This window comes from Galbibacter kalidii (assembly GCF_026241135.1).
In the GTDB taxonomy this organism is placed as follows: domain Bacteria; phylum Bacteroidota; class Bacteroidia; order Flavobacteriales; family Flavobacteriaceae; genus Galbibacter.
Genome location: NZ_JAPFGA010000002.1, coordinates 314,169 through 332,090 on the forward strand (window position 1 = coordinate 314,169; position 17,922 = coordinate 332,090).

15 protein-coding genes and 1 tRNA gene are annotated in these 17,922 nt (G+C 38.7%); 4 read left to right on the top strand and 12 right to left on the bottom strand.

Translation table 11 applies throughout. The features are described 5' to 3' along the window. Position 1: 1 nt before the first annotated feature. From OOZ15_RS03620 to OOZ15_RS03635, 4 genes are read right to left on the bottom strand one after another with little or no spacing between them, the layout of a single operon-like run. Entirely contained in the window at positions 2-787 is a 786-nt protein-coding gene (locus OOZ15_RS03620; protein ID WP_265954385.1) for a hypothetical protein, read from the bottom strand. Continuing rightward, on the bottom strand, positions 780-2,003 hold the full coding sequence (locus OOZ15_RS03625; RefSeq protein ID WP_265954541.1) for a DEAD/DEAH box helicase: 1,224 nt from the start codon (positions 2,001-2,003) through the stop codon (positions 780-782). The genes OOZ15_RS03620 and OOZ15_RS03625 overlap by 8 nt, the downstream gene beginning before the upstream one ends. Further along, complete coding sequence (locus tag OOZ15_RS03630; protein ID WP_265954388.1) at positions 1,981-2,904, bottom strand: DNA-methyltransferase; 924 nt, start codon at positions 2,902-2,904, stop codon at positions 1,981-1,983. Before OOZ15_RS03630 ends, OOZ15_RS03625 begins: the two co-directional genes overlap by 23 nt. Continuing rightward, the gene (locus tag OOZ15_RS03635; RefSeq protein WP_265954390.1) at positions 2,905-3,123 is read right to left on the bottom strand and encodes a helix-turn-helix transcriptional regulator; all 219 of its coding nucleotides are present in this window, start codon (positions 3,121-3,123) and stop codon (positions 2,905-2,907) included. It lies immediately after the preceding gene. A gap of 165 nt (positions 3,124-3,288) precedes the next feature. Here OOZ15_RS03635 and OOZ15_RS03640 point away from each other — a divergent pair, with 165 nt between their 5' ends. Then, positions 3,289-3,489 (top strand): hypothetical protein, encoded by a 201-nt coding sequence (locus OOZ15_RS03640; RefSeq protein ID WP_265954392.1) that lies wholly within the window; start codon positions 3,289-3,291, stop codon positions 3,487-3,489. Between the two features lie 203 nt (positions 3,490-3,692). On the opposite strand, the gene OOZ15_RS03645 is transcribed toward OOZ15_RS03640, so the two are convergent. Next, positions 3,693-3,766: transfer RNA gene (locus tag OOZ15_RS03645), tRNA-Ile, on the bottom strand. Positions 3,767-3,839: 73 nt separating this feature from the next. Next, positions 3,840-4,247: a methylmalonyl-CoA epimerase gene (gene mce / locus OOZ15_RS03650; protein WP_265954394.1), complete on the bottom strand. Its 408-nt coding sequence runs from the start codon at positions 4,245-4,247 to the stop codon at positions 3,840-3,842. An 81-nt stretch (positions 4,248-4,328) separates the two neighbouring features. On the opposite strand from mce, the gene rbfA reads away from it, so the two are divergent. Next, a complete protein-coding gene (rbfA, locus tag OOZ15_RS03655; RefSeq protein ID WP_265954398.1) occupies positions 4,329-4,721 on the top strand; it encodes a 30S ribosome-binding factor RbfA in 393 nt (130 codons plus the stop codon). Between the two features lie 3 nt (positions 4,722-4,724). After that, positions 4,725-5,930: an ABC transporter permease gene (locus OOZ15_RS03660; protein ID WP_265954400.1), complete on the top strand. Its 1,206-nt coding sequence runs from the start codon at positions 4,725-4,727 to the stop codon at positions 5,928-5,930. 77 nt (positions 5,931-6,007) lie between these two features. Here the strand turns inward: OOZ15_RS03660 and dusB are convergent, their stop codons facing one another. The 3 genes from dusB to OOZ15_RS03675 all read right to left on the bottom strand — a co-directional run bounded on the left by dusB (position 6,008) and on the right by OOZ15_RS03675 (position 11,118). Then, a complete protein-coding gene (gene dusB / locus OOZ15_RS03665; RefSeq protein WP_265954402.1) occupies positions 6,008-7,000 on the bottom strand; it encodes a tRNA dihydrouridine synthase DusB in 993 nt (330 codons plus the stop codon). 266 nt (positions 7,001-7,266) lie between these two features. Beyond that, entirely contained in the window at positions 7,267-8,466 is a 1,200-nt protein-coding gene (locus tag OOZ15_RS03670; protein ID WP_265954403.1) for a C40 family peptidase, read from the bottom strand. Positions 8,467-8,706: 240 nt separating this feature from the next. Further along, entirely contained in the window at positions 8,707-11,118 is a 2,412-nt protein-coding gene (locus OOZ15_RS03675) for an outer membrane beta-barrel protein (RefSeq protein WP_265954404.1), read from the bottom strand. Positions 11,119-11,648: 530 nt separating this feature from the next. Between OOZ15_RS03675 and lepA the strand changes: the two genes are divergently transcribed. After that, the gene (gene lepA / locus OOZ15_RS03680; RefSeq protein ID WP_265954405.1) at positions 11,649-13,445 is read left to right on the top strand and encodes a translation elongation factor 4; all 1,797 of its coding nucleotides are present in this window, start codon (positions 11,649-11,651) and stop codon (positions 13,443-13,445) included. Between the two features lie 11 nt (positions 13,446-13,456). On the opposite strand, the gene OOZ15_RS03685 is transcribed toward lepA, so the two are convergent. The 3 genes from OOZ15_RS03685 to OOZ15_RS03695 form a co-directional block, all read right to left on the bottom strand. Then, a complete protein-coding gene (locus OOZ15_RS03685; protein ID WP_265954406.1) occupies positions 13,457-13,975 on the bottom strand; it encodes a hypothetical protein in 519 nt (172 codons plus the stop codon). Between the two features lie 43 nt (positions 13,976-14,018). Next, positions 14,019-15,887 (bottom strand): cation:proton antiporter, encoded by a 1,869-nt coding sequence (locus tag OOZ15_RS03690; protein WP_265954408.1) that lies wholly within the window; start codon positions 15,885-15,887, stop codon positions 14,019-14,021. Positions 15,888-16,056: 169 nt separating this feature from the next. Further along, complete coding sequence (locus OOZ15_RS03695) at positions 16,057-17,853, bottom strand: SLC13 family permease (protein WP_265954410.1); 1,797 nt, start codon at positions 17,851-17,853, stop codon at positions 16,057-16,059. Between the last annotated feature and the right edge of the window lie 69 nt (positions 17,854-17,922).

The following is a 17,922-nucleotide window of genomic DNA, read 5'->3' on the forward strand; positions in this document are numbered from 1 at the left end:
ATTATTTATGTTCTTTTATGTGATAAGTACTGTCAGGCTCTTGGAGCAAAACGTACTCTTTTTTAATATCTAATGGGTTATAGCTAACAGGATATAAATAAACTGTGTCCTGTATATCAATTCTTTTCCAATTCGTTGTAGCTCCGTCTATTGTAACACTTACTATTTCTTTATCAGGAACATTTAGAATTGCAGGTGAATCCACTTTAAGGAAATTATTTAGCAAATGCGTGAATTGACACTTGGATTTACTGCTCCCAAATTTGTGTGGGTAATCACCATTGACTCTATAAATATGATTTCCTTTATCAGATTTGAATATTTGAAAAACAGAAAGTATGGCATCATGTTTTTCAAGCTTATTACTCCAATTTTCTTTTGGAATATCTAACACAACCATCACTCTTGGTTGTTTGCCTTTCATTAAGACCGTTAGCTTTTCCACATCCAACTCCGGACATTTTTTGTGAAAATATACTGCGACATCTTCACCATATACTCCATTAGCTAAACACTGTACTTGGGGTAACACATGGCCATTTAGGGAATGACGGCTCATTTCGACTTCAATTACCCACCAATTCAAATATTCTTTATCAATTAGTGCTAAGTCAGCTTTTGCTGTTCCGTATTCTGATTCAACAATTATTCCTTTAAAAGGAATCGTATAATAGTCGGGATATATGGTCTCCGCATTTTCTAAAAAATAGTTTTCAAACTCAGATTCTCTTAAAGCCTTTGCGGAGACTTCATCATACCATTCATTATTTATTAGCAACCTAGCCATTTAATCGAAAATCTGTTTTAATCCATTTAATATCAATATGTTCCTGCAACTTTTTATATTCTTTAACCAATCGTTGTTTTTCTTGATTAGAAGCGTAAATAGTGTATATGTAAGCCTTATTTTTTCCTGTGGCAGGTCGTAAAACACGTCCAAGTCGTTGGATTCGTTGTCTTGTACTTGCCGTTGAACTTGCGATTATAGCAACTGAAGTTTTTGGAACATTCATCCCCTCATCTAGAGCCTTACAGGTAACCAAAACATTGAAAATTCCTTTTTTAAATAATCTCAGATTATCTCTTCTCATTTCTGGACCAATACCGGAATGATAGATAACTGCTGTTTCTCCTCTCTCATTAAACATCTTTAGTATTGTATTAGCTCCCTCAATACTTTCATGAAAAATAATTGTCTTTTGATTTTTATTTTCTTCAGTCAATTTAACTGCTACTGGAACCCGAATCATTGCTCCATTTGAAATTCTAGCTCTTCTGATGAGTAGCCGTTCAATTTTTGATTTATCATCTTCGCTTTCATCTTTTTTGCTAAATAAGAACCTCAATTTTTTAGTTACTTTATTGAACTCTCTTTCTTCATGCGGTAGCAAGTTAACTTCAACATTAACCAGTTCAAATGGAGATATAACATTATCGTTAAGAGCTTGTAGGTAATCATAGGAGTAAATAATTCTTCCCAATCTTGGGATTATATATTTCTTCAAACCAAGGTCATATTCTCTGTCAGGAGTAGCGGATAGTCCTAGTGTAGCAGCATAATTCCCTTTAATTGATTCACTGTTTGCGGGACTTCCTGCTCTATGACATTCATCAACTATTAAAAGATATTCATTCTTTTCTTTAAGCTTTTGTAAAACTGTTCTCGCAGTATTAATTACTAGCAGATTTACCTCATTAAATTCTTTTGGTTTTTCTTGACCTGAAAAACAACTAATTTGTTCTTTAGATATTCCCAGGTCCTCCTCAAATCCTAAGTACCATTGGTCTAGTAAAGTCAAAGTAGGAACAATGACGAGTATTCTTTTCTCTGGAAACGCTTTTTTAAATTCACAAGCACAAAAAAAGGCAAATAAGGTTTTTCCTCCTCCCGTTACGACACTAACGACGCCTTTAAAATCTTTTTTCCATTCTTTTAAAGCTTGTTCTTGCCACCCTCTTGGAGTATGTTTAGTTTGCCAGCTATTTTGTCTTCTTTTTGTGATAGTATTTCAGTTTATTTTCCTTATTAAATCTACCTCTTGACCCTTTGATATATTCCTCATTTGGTTCAATGGAAATCCATTCTCTGTTTAAACTCTCAGCAACAGCTCCAGTAGTATTACTTCCTCCAAATGGATCTAAAATAATGTCTCCTTCATCTGTTAGCATGTTAATGAAAAACTCAGCTAGAGCACTTGGCATTCTTGCAGGATGTAATTCATATCCCTTCTCCTTACAAAATCTTTGGTAGCTAGTACCTGATTGAGTATTAGCGGCAGTAATAACATTTGATGGTATTGCCCCTTTGTTATTAGTTAAAAAAGACTTTTCTCCTATATTATGCTCTGATGGACGCTTTCCTGAATTATATTTCTTCGTTTTTAGAAGGCTTTTCATTGAATCACTATACTCAACAAGTACTTTTCGATTGTCAGCTTTTGGAAAATCTGTTTTGCTCATCCACCATATGTAAGTAAATGAATCTTTTACCCTATTTCTTTCAATATTCACCCATTGAGCAGGACTCGGGAGTTTTGCCGGGTTATTCCATACAAACTGTTGGCACAAACTGTATTCCCCTTTTTCTAAGAAATCTAACATTGCTTTCAATGGGAAGGTCGACATAACGGGTCTCTTTGGTTCCCAAGAATTTCCGATTTCCATTACAATTGAGCCATCTTCTGCTAAGTAATCTTTAAGAAGAATTCCAATATTCGTGAGCCAATTGATATATTCCTCCCCTTGCAAATTGCCATACTTCTTTTTCCTATTCAGAGGAAATGGAGGAGAAGTAAATATTAGATTAATTTTTCCTTTATACTTTTCAAACTTTTTCGATTGTAAAGCTTGCTCAACTTTACCTTCATAAAATGTTCCTTTATTTGTTCTATATGCTACTCTCATTTATTGATTATCATTTTTGGTAGACACCAATAATGCCCTAACATCAACATCTAACACTTTAGCAACCTGAAACAAGGTTTCTACTCTAGGTTGCATCTCATTTCTACACCATTTTGAAACAGTTGTTCGATTCATTTCCAATTGGTCGGCCAACCAATTGTTTGTTTTTCCTTGCTCTGCCAGAACTGCTTTAATGCGGTTGTAAATTTCTTTACTCATGGTAATTTTATTGTTAAAACCCAAAGATACCTACTTCATTTTTAACCTTTATCGCATTATTTTAAGCTTTATTGTGTTCAATAGAATATTTTTAATACCTTTGTTGTGCTTTAAAAGCATTAAATAAACCTTTTTAAGTTTTTTTTGAATATTATAATTACGTTTATGAGCAGAAAATACACCAAAGCCGATTTAGAAGAAATCGTTTCCGTTCAATTGGAGAACTTGAATGCAATGCATGACCTTCTTAGCATTATGAAACACCAAAATGAGCTTTTAGAAAAAGCCAATAAGAAATTAAAAGATGAAGTTTCGGATTTTAAACAGAAGATGTACCCCAAGTTACCGAGGCGGCAGAGCAAATAGTCAGAAAAAATGAGTGCCCGAAAGGGCGTGTTTTTTCTGGCTTTTGCGAGTGGGGTGGAAAAGAAGCGTTGGCAACTTTACTCTTTGGCTGTCTCAAGTATTTGGGCGGCCAATGTGTAAAGCAGGGTGGAAAAAACAGGAAGGGAAAAGGTGTGGACAAAAAAAGAGGACAAGCAGCCAAATCGACTAAATGTCCTCCTGTGTGGTCCCACCTGGGCTCGAACCAGGGACCCCTTGATTATGAGTCAAGTGCTCTAACCAGCTGAGCTATAGGACCCGAATTTTAGGAGTGCAATATTAGCATATATTTTTAACCTCTGCAAGTGTTTGTTCTTTTTTCCAATGCCTGTTTACGGGCTTTCTATTTCCTGACACAACTCGATCAACACACCGTTGATGGACTTCGGGTGTAAAAAAACCACCCATTTGTTATCCGCACCACGTTTGGGGGTTTCGTTCAAAATGGTGAAGCCTTCACCTTTCAATCGTTTTATTTCCGCCTGAATATCTGCCACCTCAAAAGCAACATGATGTAAGCCCTCTCCCCTTTTCTCGATAAACTTGGTTATCGCGCTGTCGCTATTTGTGGCTTCCAGCAGTTCAATTTTACTCTCTCCTGTTTGAAAAAAAGAGGTCTTAACCCCTTCTAAAGCCACCTCTTCAATCTTATAATGTGACACCCCTAATAATTTATGGAATAAGGTGTTGGATGCTTCCAGATCTTTAACGGCAATTCCTAAATGTTCTATTTTGTTCATCTTTTCTATTTTTACTCACTAAGTGAGGTTTAACAAAAATAATGCTTTCTTTACTATTTATTATTCTCGTACTTTTGCATCATGGAAACAAACAGACAGAAAAAGATAGGTGGAGTGATTCAACGTGATTTAGCTGAAATTCTTCAACGCGCTGCAAAGGAAGGTGGAATGTCGGGAACATTGATAAGCGTTACAAAGGTACATGTAACCTCCGACCTGTCTATGGCAAAGGTTTATGTAAGTATTTTTCCGGTTAAGAACACGGAAGAATTGATAAAGGGTATTCGTTCGAATCAACCCCTTATTAAACACGAATTGTCACAGCGTACTAAAAATCAGTTGCGAAGAGTTCCTGAATTGGAATTTTTTGTAGATGATTCGCTGGAGTATATTGATAAAATCGATAAATCATTAAAAGGAAGTGACAACCCTATTGAAAATCCTGATTTGTTGGACAAAAGAAAGAAGTCGTAATTCTTGAATATTGCACTCTACATAGCCAAGAGATACCTCATCTCCAAGAGTAGCCAAAATGCGGTAAACATTATCAATTTTGTTACTTTTTTGGTGATTGTCATCGGAGCTGCTTCTTTGTTTATTGTTTTATCGGCTTTCGCCGGATTGAAAACCCTGAGCCTTTCCTTCTCCAACACTTTTGATCCCGATCTCAAGGCGGTTTCGGCTCAAGGAAAGTATTTCCTCCTCACTCCGGAAAATGAAAATCAACTGGAAAACATCAATGGTATTGCTTCTTATTCCAAGGAAATTGAAGAGCGTATTTTTCTACTGCACAAACAAAAGAACCATATTGCCTATATCAAGGCGGTGGATAGTAATTACTCCCGTGTAACGGATGTCGATAGCGTTTTATACCTCGGAAGTTGGATGAAAATGGATCCTTATCAGGTGGTTCCCGGTATTGGCATTGCCAATTTATTGGGATTGGGAATCAACGATTATCAGAGTCCGTTGAAGATTCTCGCACCCAAACCCGGCAAAGGAGGCATCACAAGTCAGAGAAAACCATACAATCAACTTTCTGTTACGGTTTCCGGGGTTTATGCGCTTAGTGATGAATTGGATAAAAAATATGTTTTTGCTCCCTTAGAAACCGTACAACCACTACTTGAAAAAGAACAAAACGAAATTACCGGTATCAATTTTAAGCTTCAGCCTTCCGCAGATATTGATGTTGTTATGTCTGCTATTGATAAAGCTTTGGAAGGAAAAGTATCTTTAAAAACAAGAGCACAGCTGAACGATTCGCTCTACAAAATGCTCAACACTGAAAATCTGGCTATTTACCTCATCTTTACCCTGGTACTTATTATTGCACTTTTTAATGTGGTGGGTGCCATCACTATGATGATCCTCGACAAAAAAGAAAACGCCACTACCTTGTACAGTATGGGGGTCTCCATAAAAAAACTCAAACGCATCTTTTTCCTTCAGGGATTATTGGTAACCACCGTAGGTGGCATTATTGGAATAGTATTGGCTTCGATACTGGTCTGGACACAGCTCGCTTTTAAATGGATAAAATTAAATCCGTCGTTGGCCTATCCGGTAGAATACAAACTCACCAATGTTTTCATCGTCTTTGCTACCATCTTTGTTTTAGGATTTATCGCTTCTATGATTGCGGCGAATCGTGTGAATATGCGACTTATAAGTTTTAATTAAATCTGTTACCTAAAAATCCTCCCCCAACCCCTCCAAAGGAGAGGGAGCTAGTATTTCTTCCTTTCTAGGTGGAAGAATTAAGCAAACTGATATCCTGAAAATTTTTCTTCTACCTCATCAAAAGCGGCAAAAACATCAGCGGCATCATCACTGGTGACCATTTTCATTCGGTATTCTTTAAAGTGCGGGATTCCTTTAAAATAATTGGTGTAATGTCTTCGGGTTTCAAAAACCCCTAATTTCTCCCCTTTCCAGTCGATTGACATTTCCAGATGTCTTCGTGCGGCTTTTACCCGTTCTTCTATACTTGGAGGTGGCAGGTGCTCTCCAGTTTCAAAAAAGTGTTTTACTTCTTTAAAAAACCAAGGATAACCAATACTTGCCCTGCCGATCATGGCACCGTCGAGTCCGTATTCGTCCCGCATTTTTTTAGCCATTTCCGGTGTGTCCACATCGCCATTTCCAAATACGGGAATATGCATACGGGGATTGTTTTTCACTTCAGCTATAGGCCCCCAATCGGCTTCTCCTTTATACATTTGAGCACGGGTTCTACCGTGAATAGAGATAGCTTTTATCCCTACATCTTGCAATCTTTCGGCTACTTCAACTATTTTTATGGAGTCATGGTCCCATCCCAATCTCGTTTTTACGGTAATGGGAAGATCGGTGTGTTTTACCATAGCCTCGCTAAGGGACACCATTAAATCAATATCTTTTAAAATCCCTGCACCTGCGCCTTTTGAAACCACTTTTTTAACGGGACAACCAAAATTGATGTCGATAATATCCGGATTGGACTTTTCAACAATTTCAACGGACTTTAACATAGAATCCAGATTGGCACCAAAAATTTGTATGCCTACCGGACGCTCTTTTTCATAAATGTCGAGCTTCATGGTGCTTTTGGCCGCATCACGGATAAGTCCTTCTGAAGAAATAAATTCTGTATAGACAACATCGGCTCCCTGCTCTTTGCACAACGCCCTGAAAGGAGGATCACTCACATCTTCCATAGGTGCTAACAAAAGCGGAAATTCCCCAACATCTATCGATCCTATTTTTGCCATGTTTGATTTACTGAATTAAATTCAAGCGCAAAGATATGGCATTTCTAAGATATTTTTAAAATCTAGGTTTTGCTTCATCAGAAGGCAAACGCATTACATTTTATCAGAAAATCTTTGCGTGTGATAAATACCCCGCCTAGAGCAGGCTGTCGAATCATAATTTATTGAACGCCAAGATGTCTTCGACAGGCTCAGACTGACAAATCAAATTCACTCAGGGCTTTTTAGACAACCTCTATAATGTTTAAGTTCTGCTAGCAAACCCCTTAAAAAACATCCTTTTCCGTCAGGTATAGCAATCCGGTGCCTTTCTCGTTAAGGACACGTTTGCTTTGCAAGTAGCGGTTGTAGTTATATTCATCAAAATTCTCAGCGTTCTTATCCACACTGCTGATATGAACACGCCCGGCGGAATGGATAAATTCGTTATTGCCGATCCACATCCCTACATGAACCACCTTTTCGGCAGTAGAGTCGGTTGCCTGTCTTCCAAAAAACAGTAAATCCCCGGGAATTAATTTATCAAATGTCTTGCTATCATCTACCAAAACCCCTTCGTGTACTTGTTGTGATGCATCACGGGGTATGATCATTCCATTCATCAAATAAATAGTTTTGGTAAATCCGCTGCAATCCACTCCTTTGGTAGAAGTTCCTCCCCACAGATAGGGCACTCCCATCATTTTTTTAGAAGTAGTCACCAATGCTTCTTTGGTAAAGGATAAAGCCTCTTTCCAACTTTTATACGGCTCAGCTTCAGCTTTGCTCACAAAGGCTGTTCTTCCGTCGGGATATTTTACCTCGTAAAAATCGTCCTGCTCTGCTACAAGCTCCATAACATTACCGGCCACCAAATCTGAAACCACTTGTGTGTTTTTATCCGTTTCGGCATACGAACTTCCGAAGGTTTGGGTATAAATCAGTTTTTCTGAATTTTCCCACTGTTCAAAATCAGCTTTGTCCATAAGGGTAATACCTCCGTTGTCCACCCATGCCAAATACTTGTCAGGGGTTTGGACATAATACCAATTTTCTTCTTTTTGATACACTTTTACAGGCATACCCATGGTGCCCTGTGTTACTAATTCAGAAGAATGACTTGGCTTTCCCCTCAAATTGGCTGCAGAGAGTTTTATCACCCCATAAGTTTTCCCTTCCAGTGCTGCTGAAGGCAATACTTCAATACTATCGGTATATTCGATCGCTTGTTCCTCCAATTGCTCCCGAAAGGCATCTACCGCTTCAGGAAGGTTGGATGCGCCTTTTACAAGATATCCATCATCTGTTTTTATCGCCTCAACATCAAACAGGGCTACGCGTTTATCCGGTGCATACTGCTCTTTTATATCAGCTATCAATACATCAACCTTATTTGTCTCGACTTTGGTTGTTTCACATGCAGTAAAAATTCCTATCGATAAAAGTAGAAGGCCTGTACTTTTTATATAGAATGATGAGCATTTCATACTTTTCTTCTTTTAATGATTCACTATTTACAAAGTAACACAAGATTTTTGTTTCCAACGCAATTGGAGAAAATCTAAATTATGGAAGTGATTTAAACTTTCCTTAATTAGCTGCAAAATGGTCCTTTTCCATGCGTCTCCCGGCTCCTTTTGTTTGCCCACCCGCCGGCTGGCCCGCCTGTCTGCCGACAGGCAGGTTCGCTAAAATAACCCAGTGGGTTATTTTTTAACGCTCCGTCCTTAAATTTCATCCTCTTCTTCCAAGCGTTCCTGCTCATCCAATTCTATATCTCTTTCATTGTCTTCCAATCTATAATTCCCGAATTTATACCGAAAACCAAGGGTTATCGATCTGCTTTCAGGCATGGCCGTATACCCGTGATCCTGATTCAGGTATCTGGAATCGATCAGTACGTTGAAACTGTTAAAAACATCAGCAATATTCAGGCTTAGTTCCGCTCTTTTGTTCCACAGGCTTTTTTTCAGGCCGATATTGGCTTTAAATCGGTTTTTCAACATATAATTCCCGGCAATGAAACTCGACAGATATTCCAGATAAAGATCCGCAGTAAAAGTCCGGTCTTTAGATAGTGTAAACGCATTGTACAATTGCCCGAAGTATCCGTAGGTGTTCAATGTTTGCAATGCGTTTCCGCTTTCTATGGCCGTAAACGAATTTTCATAAAAGAACCCTGACATATAGGTACTCAAAAACCACCATGGGGTCACTGATCTGTAATGTATAAAATCAATGCTGTATTGGAATGATTCCGTGATGTTGTAGGTGGAATTATAGATGGCCTGCGCTTCGTTATCCTGAAAAGTCAGTTTGATCAATTCATCGCTAAAATGTTGGTAATAGATTTCAAAGATATAATTGCCGTTGTAAGTATAATCCAAAGTGAATTTATTTTCAATGGCAGGTCCCAAATACGGGTTTCCGGAGAAATAATTTTTTTCGTTGAGGTAATACCGAAACGGATTTAAACTTTGGTATCGGGGACGGGCTATAGCTCTTTTGTAATTTATTCCCCATTGATGTTTATCGGACAGGGTATTGTGCAGGCTAACGGTTGGAAACAGCTCAAAATAACCCTGATTGTTTCCCTGTCCCAAAGCCAGCGAATGTGAACGCACATCGGTTTGTTCTCCTCTTAATCCTGTCTGCAAAGTCCACTTTTCCCATGATTTGCTCATATCTGCATAGACCGCCCAAATATTTTCGTTGTACTCAAAATCGTCATTTTCGGATTGTTCAGGATTGAACGTTCCATCAAATAAGATCGTACTGTGACTTTCTATTCCGGAATATTTGACTCCAAATGCTACATCGGTATCTCCCCAAGGCGTGTTATAATCTGCTTGTGCCGTAAAGATGTTATTCTTTTGATCCGCATCGGTGTTAAAAGTATTGTTGTATTGAAATTCATCAGTGTTATTGTAATAATCTGTGCTGATGTTCTGTTGTTGTTCATTTGAAAAATAGACATAATTACTTTCCGCCTTGAGGCTCGCACCATTTTCACCAACTGCCCTTTTGTATGAAGCGTTAAAAGCTAAATTCACATTGTCTATGTCCATATCCCCTTGGGAGACAAAAGCACTGTCTATTGTTCCGTTCTGATCAAAAACATCGGTACGGAACTTATTATCAATCGTTTGATTGGGGTTAAAACTAAGATTGGATGTGAAACTCAATTCATTTTTCTCGTCTATGGTGAAATCCCATATCGTATTAAAATTATACGCTTTGGAACGCGTGATTTTCCGCATATCCGTTTCCCAACGATTGCTCGGTGTTGTTCCGTCAAAGAAATGGATATAACTATCATCCCTTTTGTATTCTTTCCTCGGACTAAAAGTATAGCCCGCATAGATGTTCAGCACGTCGTTTTTGTAATAATGATCTGTTCCGAAGGCATATTTTGGAAAAACCGCTTGGGTATATTTTCCATTTACGCTTCCTTTATAACCGATAGAGATGGTTTTAGAGGTTACAATATTTAAAACCGAACCTCCTTCAGCATCGTATTTTGCAGACGGATTGGTAATCACTTCTATGGAAGCGATATTACTCCCCGAGAAATTTTGAAGCAAATTTTGAAGTTCGCTATCTTCCAGATATACCCTTTTATCATTGATATAAACTGTTGTTTTGGCATTCTTTACCAGAATTCTATTCCCTGTGGTGATCACTCCCGGGGTACGCTGAAGTATTTCATAAGTAGACAATGAAGAAAGCGTGGTGTTTTCAACTTGAAAAACAAGTCGTCCTCCTTTTTTTTCTATAGTTGGTTGTTGATAGGCTACCGTAACCCCTTCCAAATTTTCTGCTTCAGGAGATAAGAAAATTGTTCCAATATCTGTGTCCTCAACCAGATTTATCGTTTGATAAGACGTTTTATAACCGATATGAGTAGCTTGAAGAAGGTATTCTCCTTTTTTAACATTGTTCAACTGAAAAATCCCTTGCTCTTGGGTTGATGTTCCGGTAATTGCCGTAGAATCTGAAGCTTTGAGCAAAATGACATTGACAAAAGATAACGGAGCGTCATCTGCGTCAAAAACCTTTCCTTTAACAGAGACTTCTTGGGCGTGCAGGAAAACACCCAAAAACAGCATTGTGAATAATGTCGTAGGTTTTAATAGCATAAGCAAAAAACTAGGTGAGGGATGGTAAAAATAGAATTTTTTACGCACACAGCCATTTTTTGCACTGTTTTATTTCTTCATCACAAACACTAATAATCCGTGATACCTTTATTTAAGCGTATTAAAATAACTTATATTCCTTCTATAAGAAACTGAAATTTATGACAGAAAATATAAATTTTAGTTTTACATCAGGAAAGGACATGAATTTTTTTAATTGGAATTTATGTGTAGTTTTTAATGAACTCGTTTAAACTTCCTTTAATCTTTAATTGGCTGCAAAATGATCTTTTTGGCCATGCGCCTCCCGGCTCTATACGCCCACGCGACAAGCCGGTCCCCCTGTCTGCCGACAGGCAGGTTCGTTAAAAATGTCCATTGGACTGTTTCTTTACGCTCGGTCCTAGCAAAAAAAACCTTCATCTGGGGCAAAAACCTTTATTTTTCGCTTCAATCAAGAAAGCATAAACGAGTTCAATCAAAAAAATTCACGTATTTTTGCAGACTGATAATTTGCATTGATCGCAGCTATGAAGCACATTAGGAATTTTTGTATAATCGCACATATCGACCACGGAAAAAGTACCTTGGCAGACAGGTTATTGGACTCTACCGGATCGGTTACAGAGCGGGAGAAAAAAGAGCAACTTCTCGATAATATGGATTTGGAGCGGGAGCGTGGAATCACCATTAAAAGTCACGCTATCCAAATGGAATATGTCTATAAAGGGGAGACCTATGTCTTAAACCTTATCGATACTCCCGGTCACGTCGATTTTTCCTATGAAGTTTCACGATCTATTGCCGCTTGTGAAGGGGCTTTGTTGGTTGTTGATGCAGCACAAAGTATTCAGGCGCAAACCATTTCTAATTTGTATTTGGCCTTGGAAAACGATTTGGAAATCATTCCGGTGTTGAACAAGGTCGATCTACCCAGTGCAAATCCGGAAGAAGTCACTGACGATATTGTAGATTTGTTGGGTTGTGATCCTTCTGATGTGATTCCTGCCAGTGCAAAAACAGGTATTGGGATTGAAGAGATCCTAGAAGCTATCATTGAAAAAATCCCTGCTCCGAAAGGAAATCCGGACGAACCTTTGCAAGCCTTGATATTCGATTCTGTTTACAATACTTTCCGAGGGGTTGAGACCTATTTTCGGGTGATAAACGGTGAAATCAAAAAAGGACAAAAAATAAAATTCCTCGCCACCAACAAGACCTATAATGCTGATGAAGTGGGAACGCTGAAATTAGTTCAACATCCTAAAGATGTAATAAAAACCGGGGATGTAGGCTATTTGATTACCGGGATTAAAGATGCCCGGGAGGTCAAAGTGGGAGACACCATCACCGATGCTGAAAAGCCAACAACTTCGATGATCGAAGGCTTTGAAGATGTAAAACCCATGGTATTTGCCGGAATCTATCCCGTAGATACTGAAGATTATGAAGAGCTTCGCGGGGCTATGGAAAAGCTTCAACTGAACGATGCTTCCTTAGTATTCGCCCCTGAAAGTTCAGCAGCACTTGGCTTCGGATTCCGTTGTGGATTCCTTGGGATGCTTCACTTGGAAATCATTCAGGAACGTTTGGAGCGAGAGTTTGATATGACGGTGATAACTACCGTTCCCAACGTAAGTTATCACGCCTACACCAAAAAAGAACCCGATACACAGATTATCGTCAATAACCCTTCCGACCTTCCTGATCCGTCCGGATTAGATCGTGTAGAAGAACCGTACATCAAAGCTTCCATCATCACCAAAGCCGATTTTATAGGACCGGTAATGTCGCTTTGTATCGAGAAAAGAGGAGCGATCACCAATCAAACTTATTTAACTCCGGAAAGGGTTGAACTCTCGTTTGATATGCCCTTGGCAGAAATCGTTTTTGATTTTTACGACCGACTGAAAACCGTCTCCCGTGGTTATGCTTCATTTGACTATGCACCGATAGGTATGCGGGAATCTAAACTCGTTAAGGTCGATGTCTTGATCAACGCTAACTCTGTCGACGCGCTTTCTGCATTGATCCATACCGATAATGCTTACAACATCGGGAAAAAAATGTGTGAGAAATTAAAGGAGCTTATCCCAAGACAGCAGTTTGATATTCCTATACAAGCCGCTATCGGAGCAAAAATTATTGCCCGGGAAACCATAAAAGCGCTACGTAAGGACGTAACGGCCAAATGTTATGGTGGTGATATCTCACGTAAACGGAAACTCCTGGAAAAACAGAAAAAAGGGAAAAAGCGTATGCGTCAGGTAGGGAATGTAGAGATTCCGCAACAGGCGTTTATGGCGGTTTTAAAGTTGAATGATTAGATCTTAATAAATTATACGGTGTATTCTTCTATATGAAAATCCCCAATCTTGTCGATAATCAATTTATAATCGATAAAATGCTCTTTATCAGTATTATAGAAAGTAACAGTAAAAACAATATTGTTTTCTGAAGAAGCTATTTCATCCACGGCTATGGAATGCATAATGGATTTATCCCAAAAGTCCTCGTTTTCATCTTTAAAAAGATCTTTTTTTATCTTTTTCTTGAGTACCAATTGATCTTTGTAGTACACAGATACATCCGAATGAAATTCTTTATAGACCGTTTTTTGGATGGCTTCGTGTTTTTTGTTTTCAATCTCAAGTACAATTTCGTCTGTAGAATGATATTTTGTTTGTGCTGTAAAGTGATTTGTTAGAACCGTATCGACAACTATTTCTGCATAGCCTTCCGGAATTTCTTTTGTTTGAAAATGGGTCGTCGCTTTATAAGAATCATCAAAAAGCCTATTGCCTTTATTCCTTTGGCGTGTTCCATCACAAGACGACAGCCAAACAATTGTGGTCAACAGCATTAAAAGTTTACAAACAAGACTTTTTAACATCACTTGATTATTCAGTTTCTACTGTTTTTTTAGATTCAGGGTCAGCACCTATTACCTCTATGGGTTTTCCTAAATACACCAGTTTATTGCCTTTTTCAATTGTCAATTCATTTTCTATGGAGGTCGATGCTATGATATGCAACACCCCTGTATTGTCTTTAATGAATAAAGGCACTGTTTTTTGTTCTTTGTTCAGTTTCTCAATCTCTTTAAGATAGTTTTCCTTAGATTCCAACTCCAATTCATTAACAGCAGGATAATCACGTGCTACTTCATTTAAATTGATATAATCATCTTTCTTGGAAAAGAGTTCTTTAACTGGAGCTTTTTTCGGCTTTCTTAATTCTTCGGGAGAAATAAGCCGGAAGGCCCCGTGTTCCCCTAAATGTTTTTTAAACCTTGTCAGGGCATAATTATTTACCTCATCACTCCCGGTAAGTGCCAATAGATACCCAATATCACTCAATTCAACATCTGTAGAAACATCTTCTGAATAAATATTCGATTCCATGGCGTCCAGCCCTAACCTTTTCGCTTTCTCAATATTTTCGCTGTTAGTATCTATCAAAACCACATGACGTTCGTTATTATGTAAATATTTAGCAATAAGACGAGACGCCTTGGAAGCCCCCACAATAAGGATTCCGTTTGATTCTTTTAAGAATACGCCCACCAATTTGGCAACAAAACGGGCCGTGGTCCCATTCAACAATACGGTCACCAGTACCAGAGTGATTACAAGCGGGGTAATATATTCAGCTTCAGCAACTCCTCTTTTTATTAATTTGGTCCCTAATAAAGATGCAATACCTGCAGCCACGATCCCTCTTGGACCAACCCAGCTGATAAACATTTTTTCATTGGTTTTAAGACTTGACCCAAAGGTGCTTATAAAAACTGCTAATGGTCTTAAAATAAAAATAATAACTGCCATTAAAATTGCTGTCTTCCAATTATACACCAACAACAAATCACTGATGTTGATATTGGCAGCCAGTAAAATAAACAGTATAGATATAAGCAATACGCTCAATGATTCTTTAAAATACAACAGTTCTTTCAAATTGGGCAGGTTGCTGTTTCCAAGAACCATTCCCATGACCACAACGGAAAGCAATCCCGATTCATGAGCAAATATATCGGACTCCACAAAAACCAGCAGCACAACTGACAATGCGGCCACATTTAGCAAATAGTGCGGAATCAGTCTTTTCTTCATTGCAAAATACAGGGCATAGGCGGCAGAAATACCAAACGAAAAACCAACTATCACTATTTTTCCAAATTCAATAAGGGCCTGTTGTGTAAAACCGGAAGTCCCTCCAACGCTTATAAACTCAAAAACCAATACCGCTACCAAAGCTCCGAGGGGATCTATAAGAATTCCTTCCCACTTTAAAACAGCCGAAACGTCTTTTTTTAACGGGATATTCCGCAAAATAGGCGAAATTACCGTTGGTCCGGTAACGATGATCAGTCCTGCAAACAAAAAGGACACCTCCCAGCTTAGATCAAAAATAAAATGAGTTGCTACTGCAGCTCCAAAAAAAGTAACCACTGCCCCGAGACTTATCAATTTTAGAATCACCGGACCTACTTTGGATATTTCATTTCTTCTCAGTGTCAAACCCCCTTCAAAAAGAATAACACCCATAGCCAAGGAAACAAAATAGAACAAGCTATCCCCGGGGAAAAGGCCTTTTTCGCCATTCCATACAGGTTCTATCCACTTCGAACCGTCCTCTGTAAACAAGGTAGATATAGGCCCCACAAAAAGACCTATTAGGATAAGCGGTAAAATAGCGGGTAGTTTCAGTCTCCAAGACACCCATTGTGCCAGGATTCCGAGTATTACAATTCCTGCAAGTTCTATCATAGAATTTCTTTCTCTCTTTCTTGGTTAATTTCTAGCCAATATACGAATATCAGATTTTATTCCGGATATCTATCCCTGTTAAAGCACAATTTAAAACGCTATATATTTCGCCCTCGAAAAATGGACACGCTATACCCAATAGTATTCCGGTTAACCCCGTTTTGCGGGATTAAAAGGGAAAAAAGTAAGGGATTATAAAGGAAGCAGCTATCCAAATAATGATGTTAAGCGGGGTTCCTACTCTTAAAAAATCCTTGAATTTATAATTTCCCGGAGCATAGACCATAGTATTTGTAGGGTAGCTTACAGGGGTCATAAAAGTCAGGGAACAGGCAAACATTACAGCTATTAAAAATGGTCGTTCACTTACCTGCATAGCCGCCGCCAGACTGATTACTATTGGGGTCATAAGTGCAGCAGCAGCCTTACTAGACAACACATTTGTCGATAAAAACGTAATCAAGAACAACGCGCTCAACGTAATGTTGGCACTGTAATTGCCAAGGGTTTCCTGTATAAAAACGGCAATCTTTTCGGCGCCTCCGGTTTTTTCCAGGGCCGTTCCCATAGACAGTACGCCGGCCATCATAAAAATAACTTTCCATTCCACAGCCTCATAAGCTTCTTTGGGTTTCAATGTGGAGGTTACCACCAAGAGCAATGCACCCATCATACTACTTATCAATATGGACGTAAGATTAAAGGTTGCCGCCAATACAACCCCCATAGCAATAAGGATGGCAGGAATAGCTTTTTTATAGTCTGTTTTCCGTTTTTTGTGTTCTGATAAGAGTACAGCCAGATCATTGTTTATCAATAGGTCAAGATTGGTTTTAGAACATAACACAAGCAGCATATCGCCTTCGGCAAGTTTTACTTCCGAGAGTTTGTTAAACCGCACCTCTCCTCGCTGTCTTATAGCCAATACCGATGCGTTATATCGGTTCCTGAAATTCATTTCAACAAGAGACTTGCCCGATAAATTTGACCCAAACGGAATAATCACCTCGTAAACATTTTTTTCATCATCAGTGACTTCAGAAAGGGTTCCATCAAGTTCGCCTTGCAGTGAATAGTCCTTGCCTTCCCTTAGTTTAGTTAAAACCTCAGGTGGAACGATCACTTTTATGATATCGCCTTGCGCAATGGTTCCCAAAGGATCAACATTATATTCTACTTCCCCGTTTCGGGTTATCGAAAGTATTTGCACCTTAAAATCCTTTGTCAATTTAGAGTCCTCTATGGCTTTACCAATATCCGATGCCTTTTCTTTCACCTTTATTTCGGTAATGTATTTTTCGGCTTCTTTAGTGAGCCCTCTTGTTTTTCCTTTTTGCTTGGGAAGTAAAAGTGGTGACACAAAAAACAGATACAAAAACCCAATGATCAATAAGCAAAAAGCCGGTTTGGAAAACTCGAACATACCAAAACCTTCCACCCCGTACTTTTCGGCATAGCTGCTTACCAATATGTTGGTGGATGTACCAATAAGTGTACATGTACCGCCAAATAGTGCGGCAAACGAAATCGGCATTAGTAATTTTCCCGGGCTGATATTTGTTTCCCTACACACGGTAAGGGCTATGGGCAACAGCAGTGCCACCACAGCCGAGTCATTGATAAAGGCCGAAAACAAAGCCGCAATAACGCAAAACACAACCAAGGCAATACTGTAATGTATTTTAGCAAGTTTGATGATTTTATCGCTCAGTCCGTCGAGTATCCCAGACTTAAAAACCCCTGCACTAACCACAAACATACAGGCCAAAGTAAGGGTTGCCGGATGGTTAAAACCTGAAAAACCTTCCTCCGGACTCAACACGCCTGCAACAATAAACAGTGCCATGATAATAATAGAGGTGGTGTCTATGGAAAAATAATTCCTTACAAAGAGAAAAATCCCAACAATAATGATGGCAATTGTAATGATAAGGTTTGTGTCCATAGAAGCAAATGTAAACAGCATAGGGATCTTTTGTTGGATGGTTTATTAGCAATAAATATCCGTTAAAAATTTTTCTTTCAGAAATATGCG

Bases quoted from the DNA above. Each gene is read 5' to 3' on its own strand.
- lepA (WP_265954405.1), top strand. From the start codon at position 11,649: ATGAAGCACATTAGGAATTTTTGTATAATCGCACATATCGACCACGGA.
- OOZ15_RS03675 (WP_265954404.1), bottom strand. From the start codon at position 11,118: ATGCTATTAAAACCTACGACATTATTCACAATGCTGTTTTTGGGTGTT.
- mce (WP_265954394.1), bottom strand. From the start codon at position 4,247: ATGAACAAAATAGAACATTTAGGAATTGCCGTTAAAGATCTGGAAGCA.
- OOZ15_RS03630 (WP_265954388.1), bottom strand. From the start codon at position 2,904: ATGAGAGTAGCATATAGAACAAATAAAGGAACATTTTATGAAGGTAAA.
- OOZ15_RS03640 (WP_265954392.1), top strand. From the start codon at position 3,289: ATGAGCAGAAAATACACCAAAGCCGATTTAGAAGAAATCGTTTCCGTT.
- rbfA (WP_265954398.1), top strand. From the start codon at position 4,329: ATGGAAACAAACAGACAGAAAAAGATAGGTGGAGTGATTCAACGTGAT.
- dusB (WP_265954402.1), bottom strand. From the start codon at position 7,000: ATGGCAAAAATAGGATCGATAGATGTTGGGGAATTTCCGCTTTTGTTA.
- OOZ15_RS03620 (WP_265954385.1), bottom strand. From the start codon at position 787: ATGGCTAGGTTGCTAATAAATAATGAATGGTATGATGAAGTCTCCGCA.
- OOZ15_RS03690 (WP_265954408.1), bottom strand. From the start codon at position 15,887: ATGATAGAACTTGCAGGAATTGTAATACTCGGAATCCTGGCACAATGG.
- OOZ15_RS03635 (WP_265954390.1), bottom strand. From the start codon at position 3,123: ATGAGTAAAGAAATTTACAACCGCATTAAAGCAGTTCTGGCAGAGCAA.
- OOZ15_RS03695 (WP_265954410.1), bottom strand. From the start codon at position 17,853: ATGCTGTTTACATTTGCTTCTATGGACACAAACCTTATCATTACAATT.
- OOZ15_RS03670 (WP_265954403.1), bottom strand. From the start codon at position 8,466: ATGAAATGCTCATCATTCTATATAAAAAGTACAGGCCTTCTACTTTTA.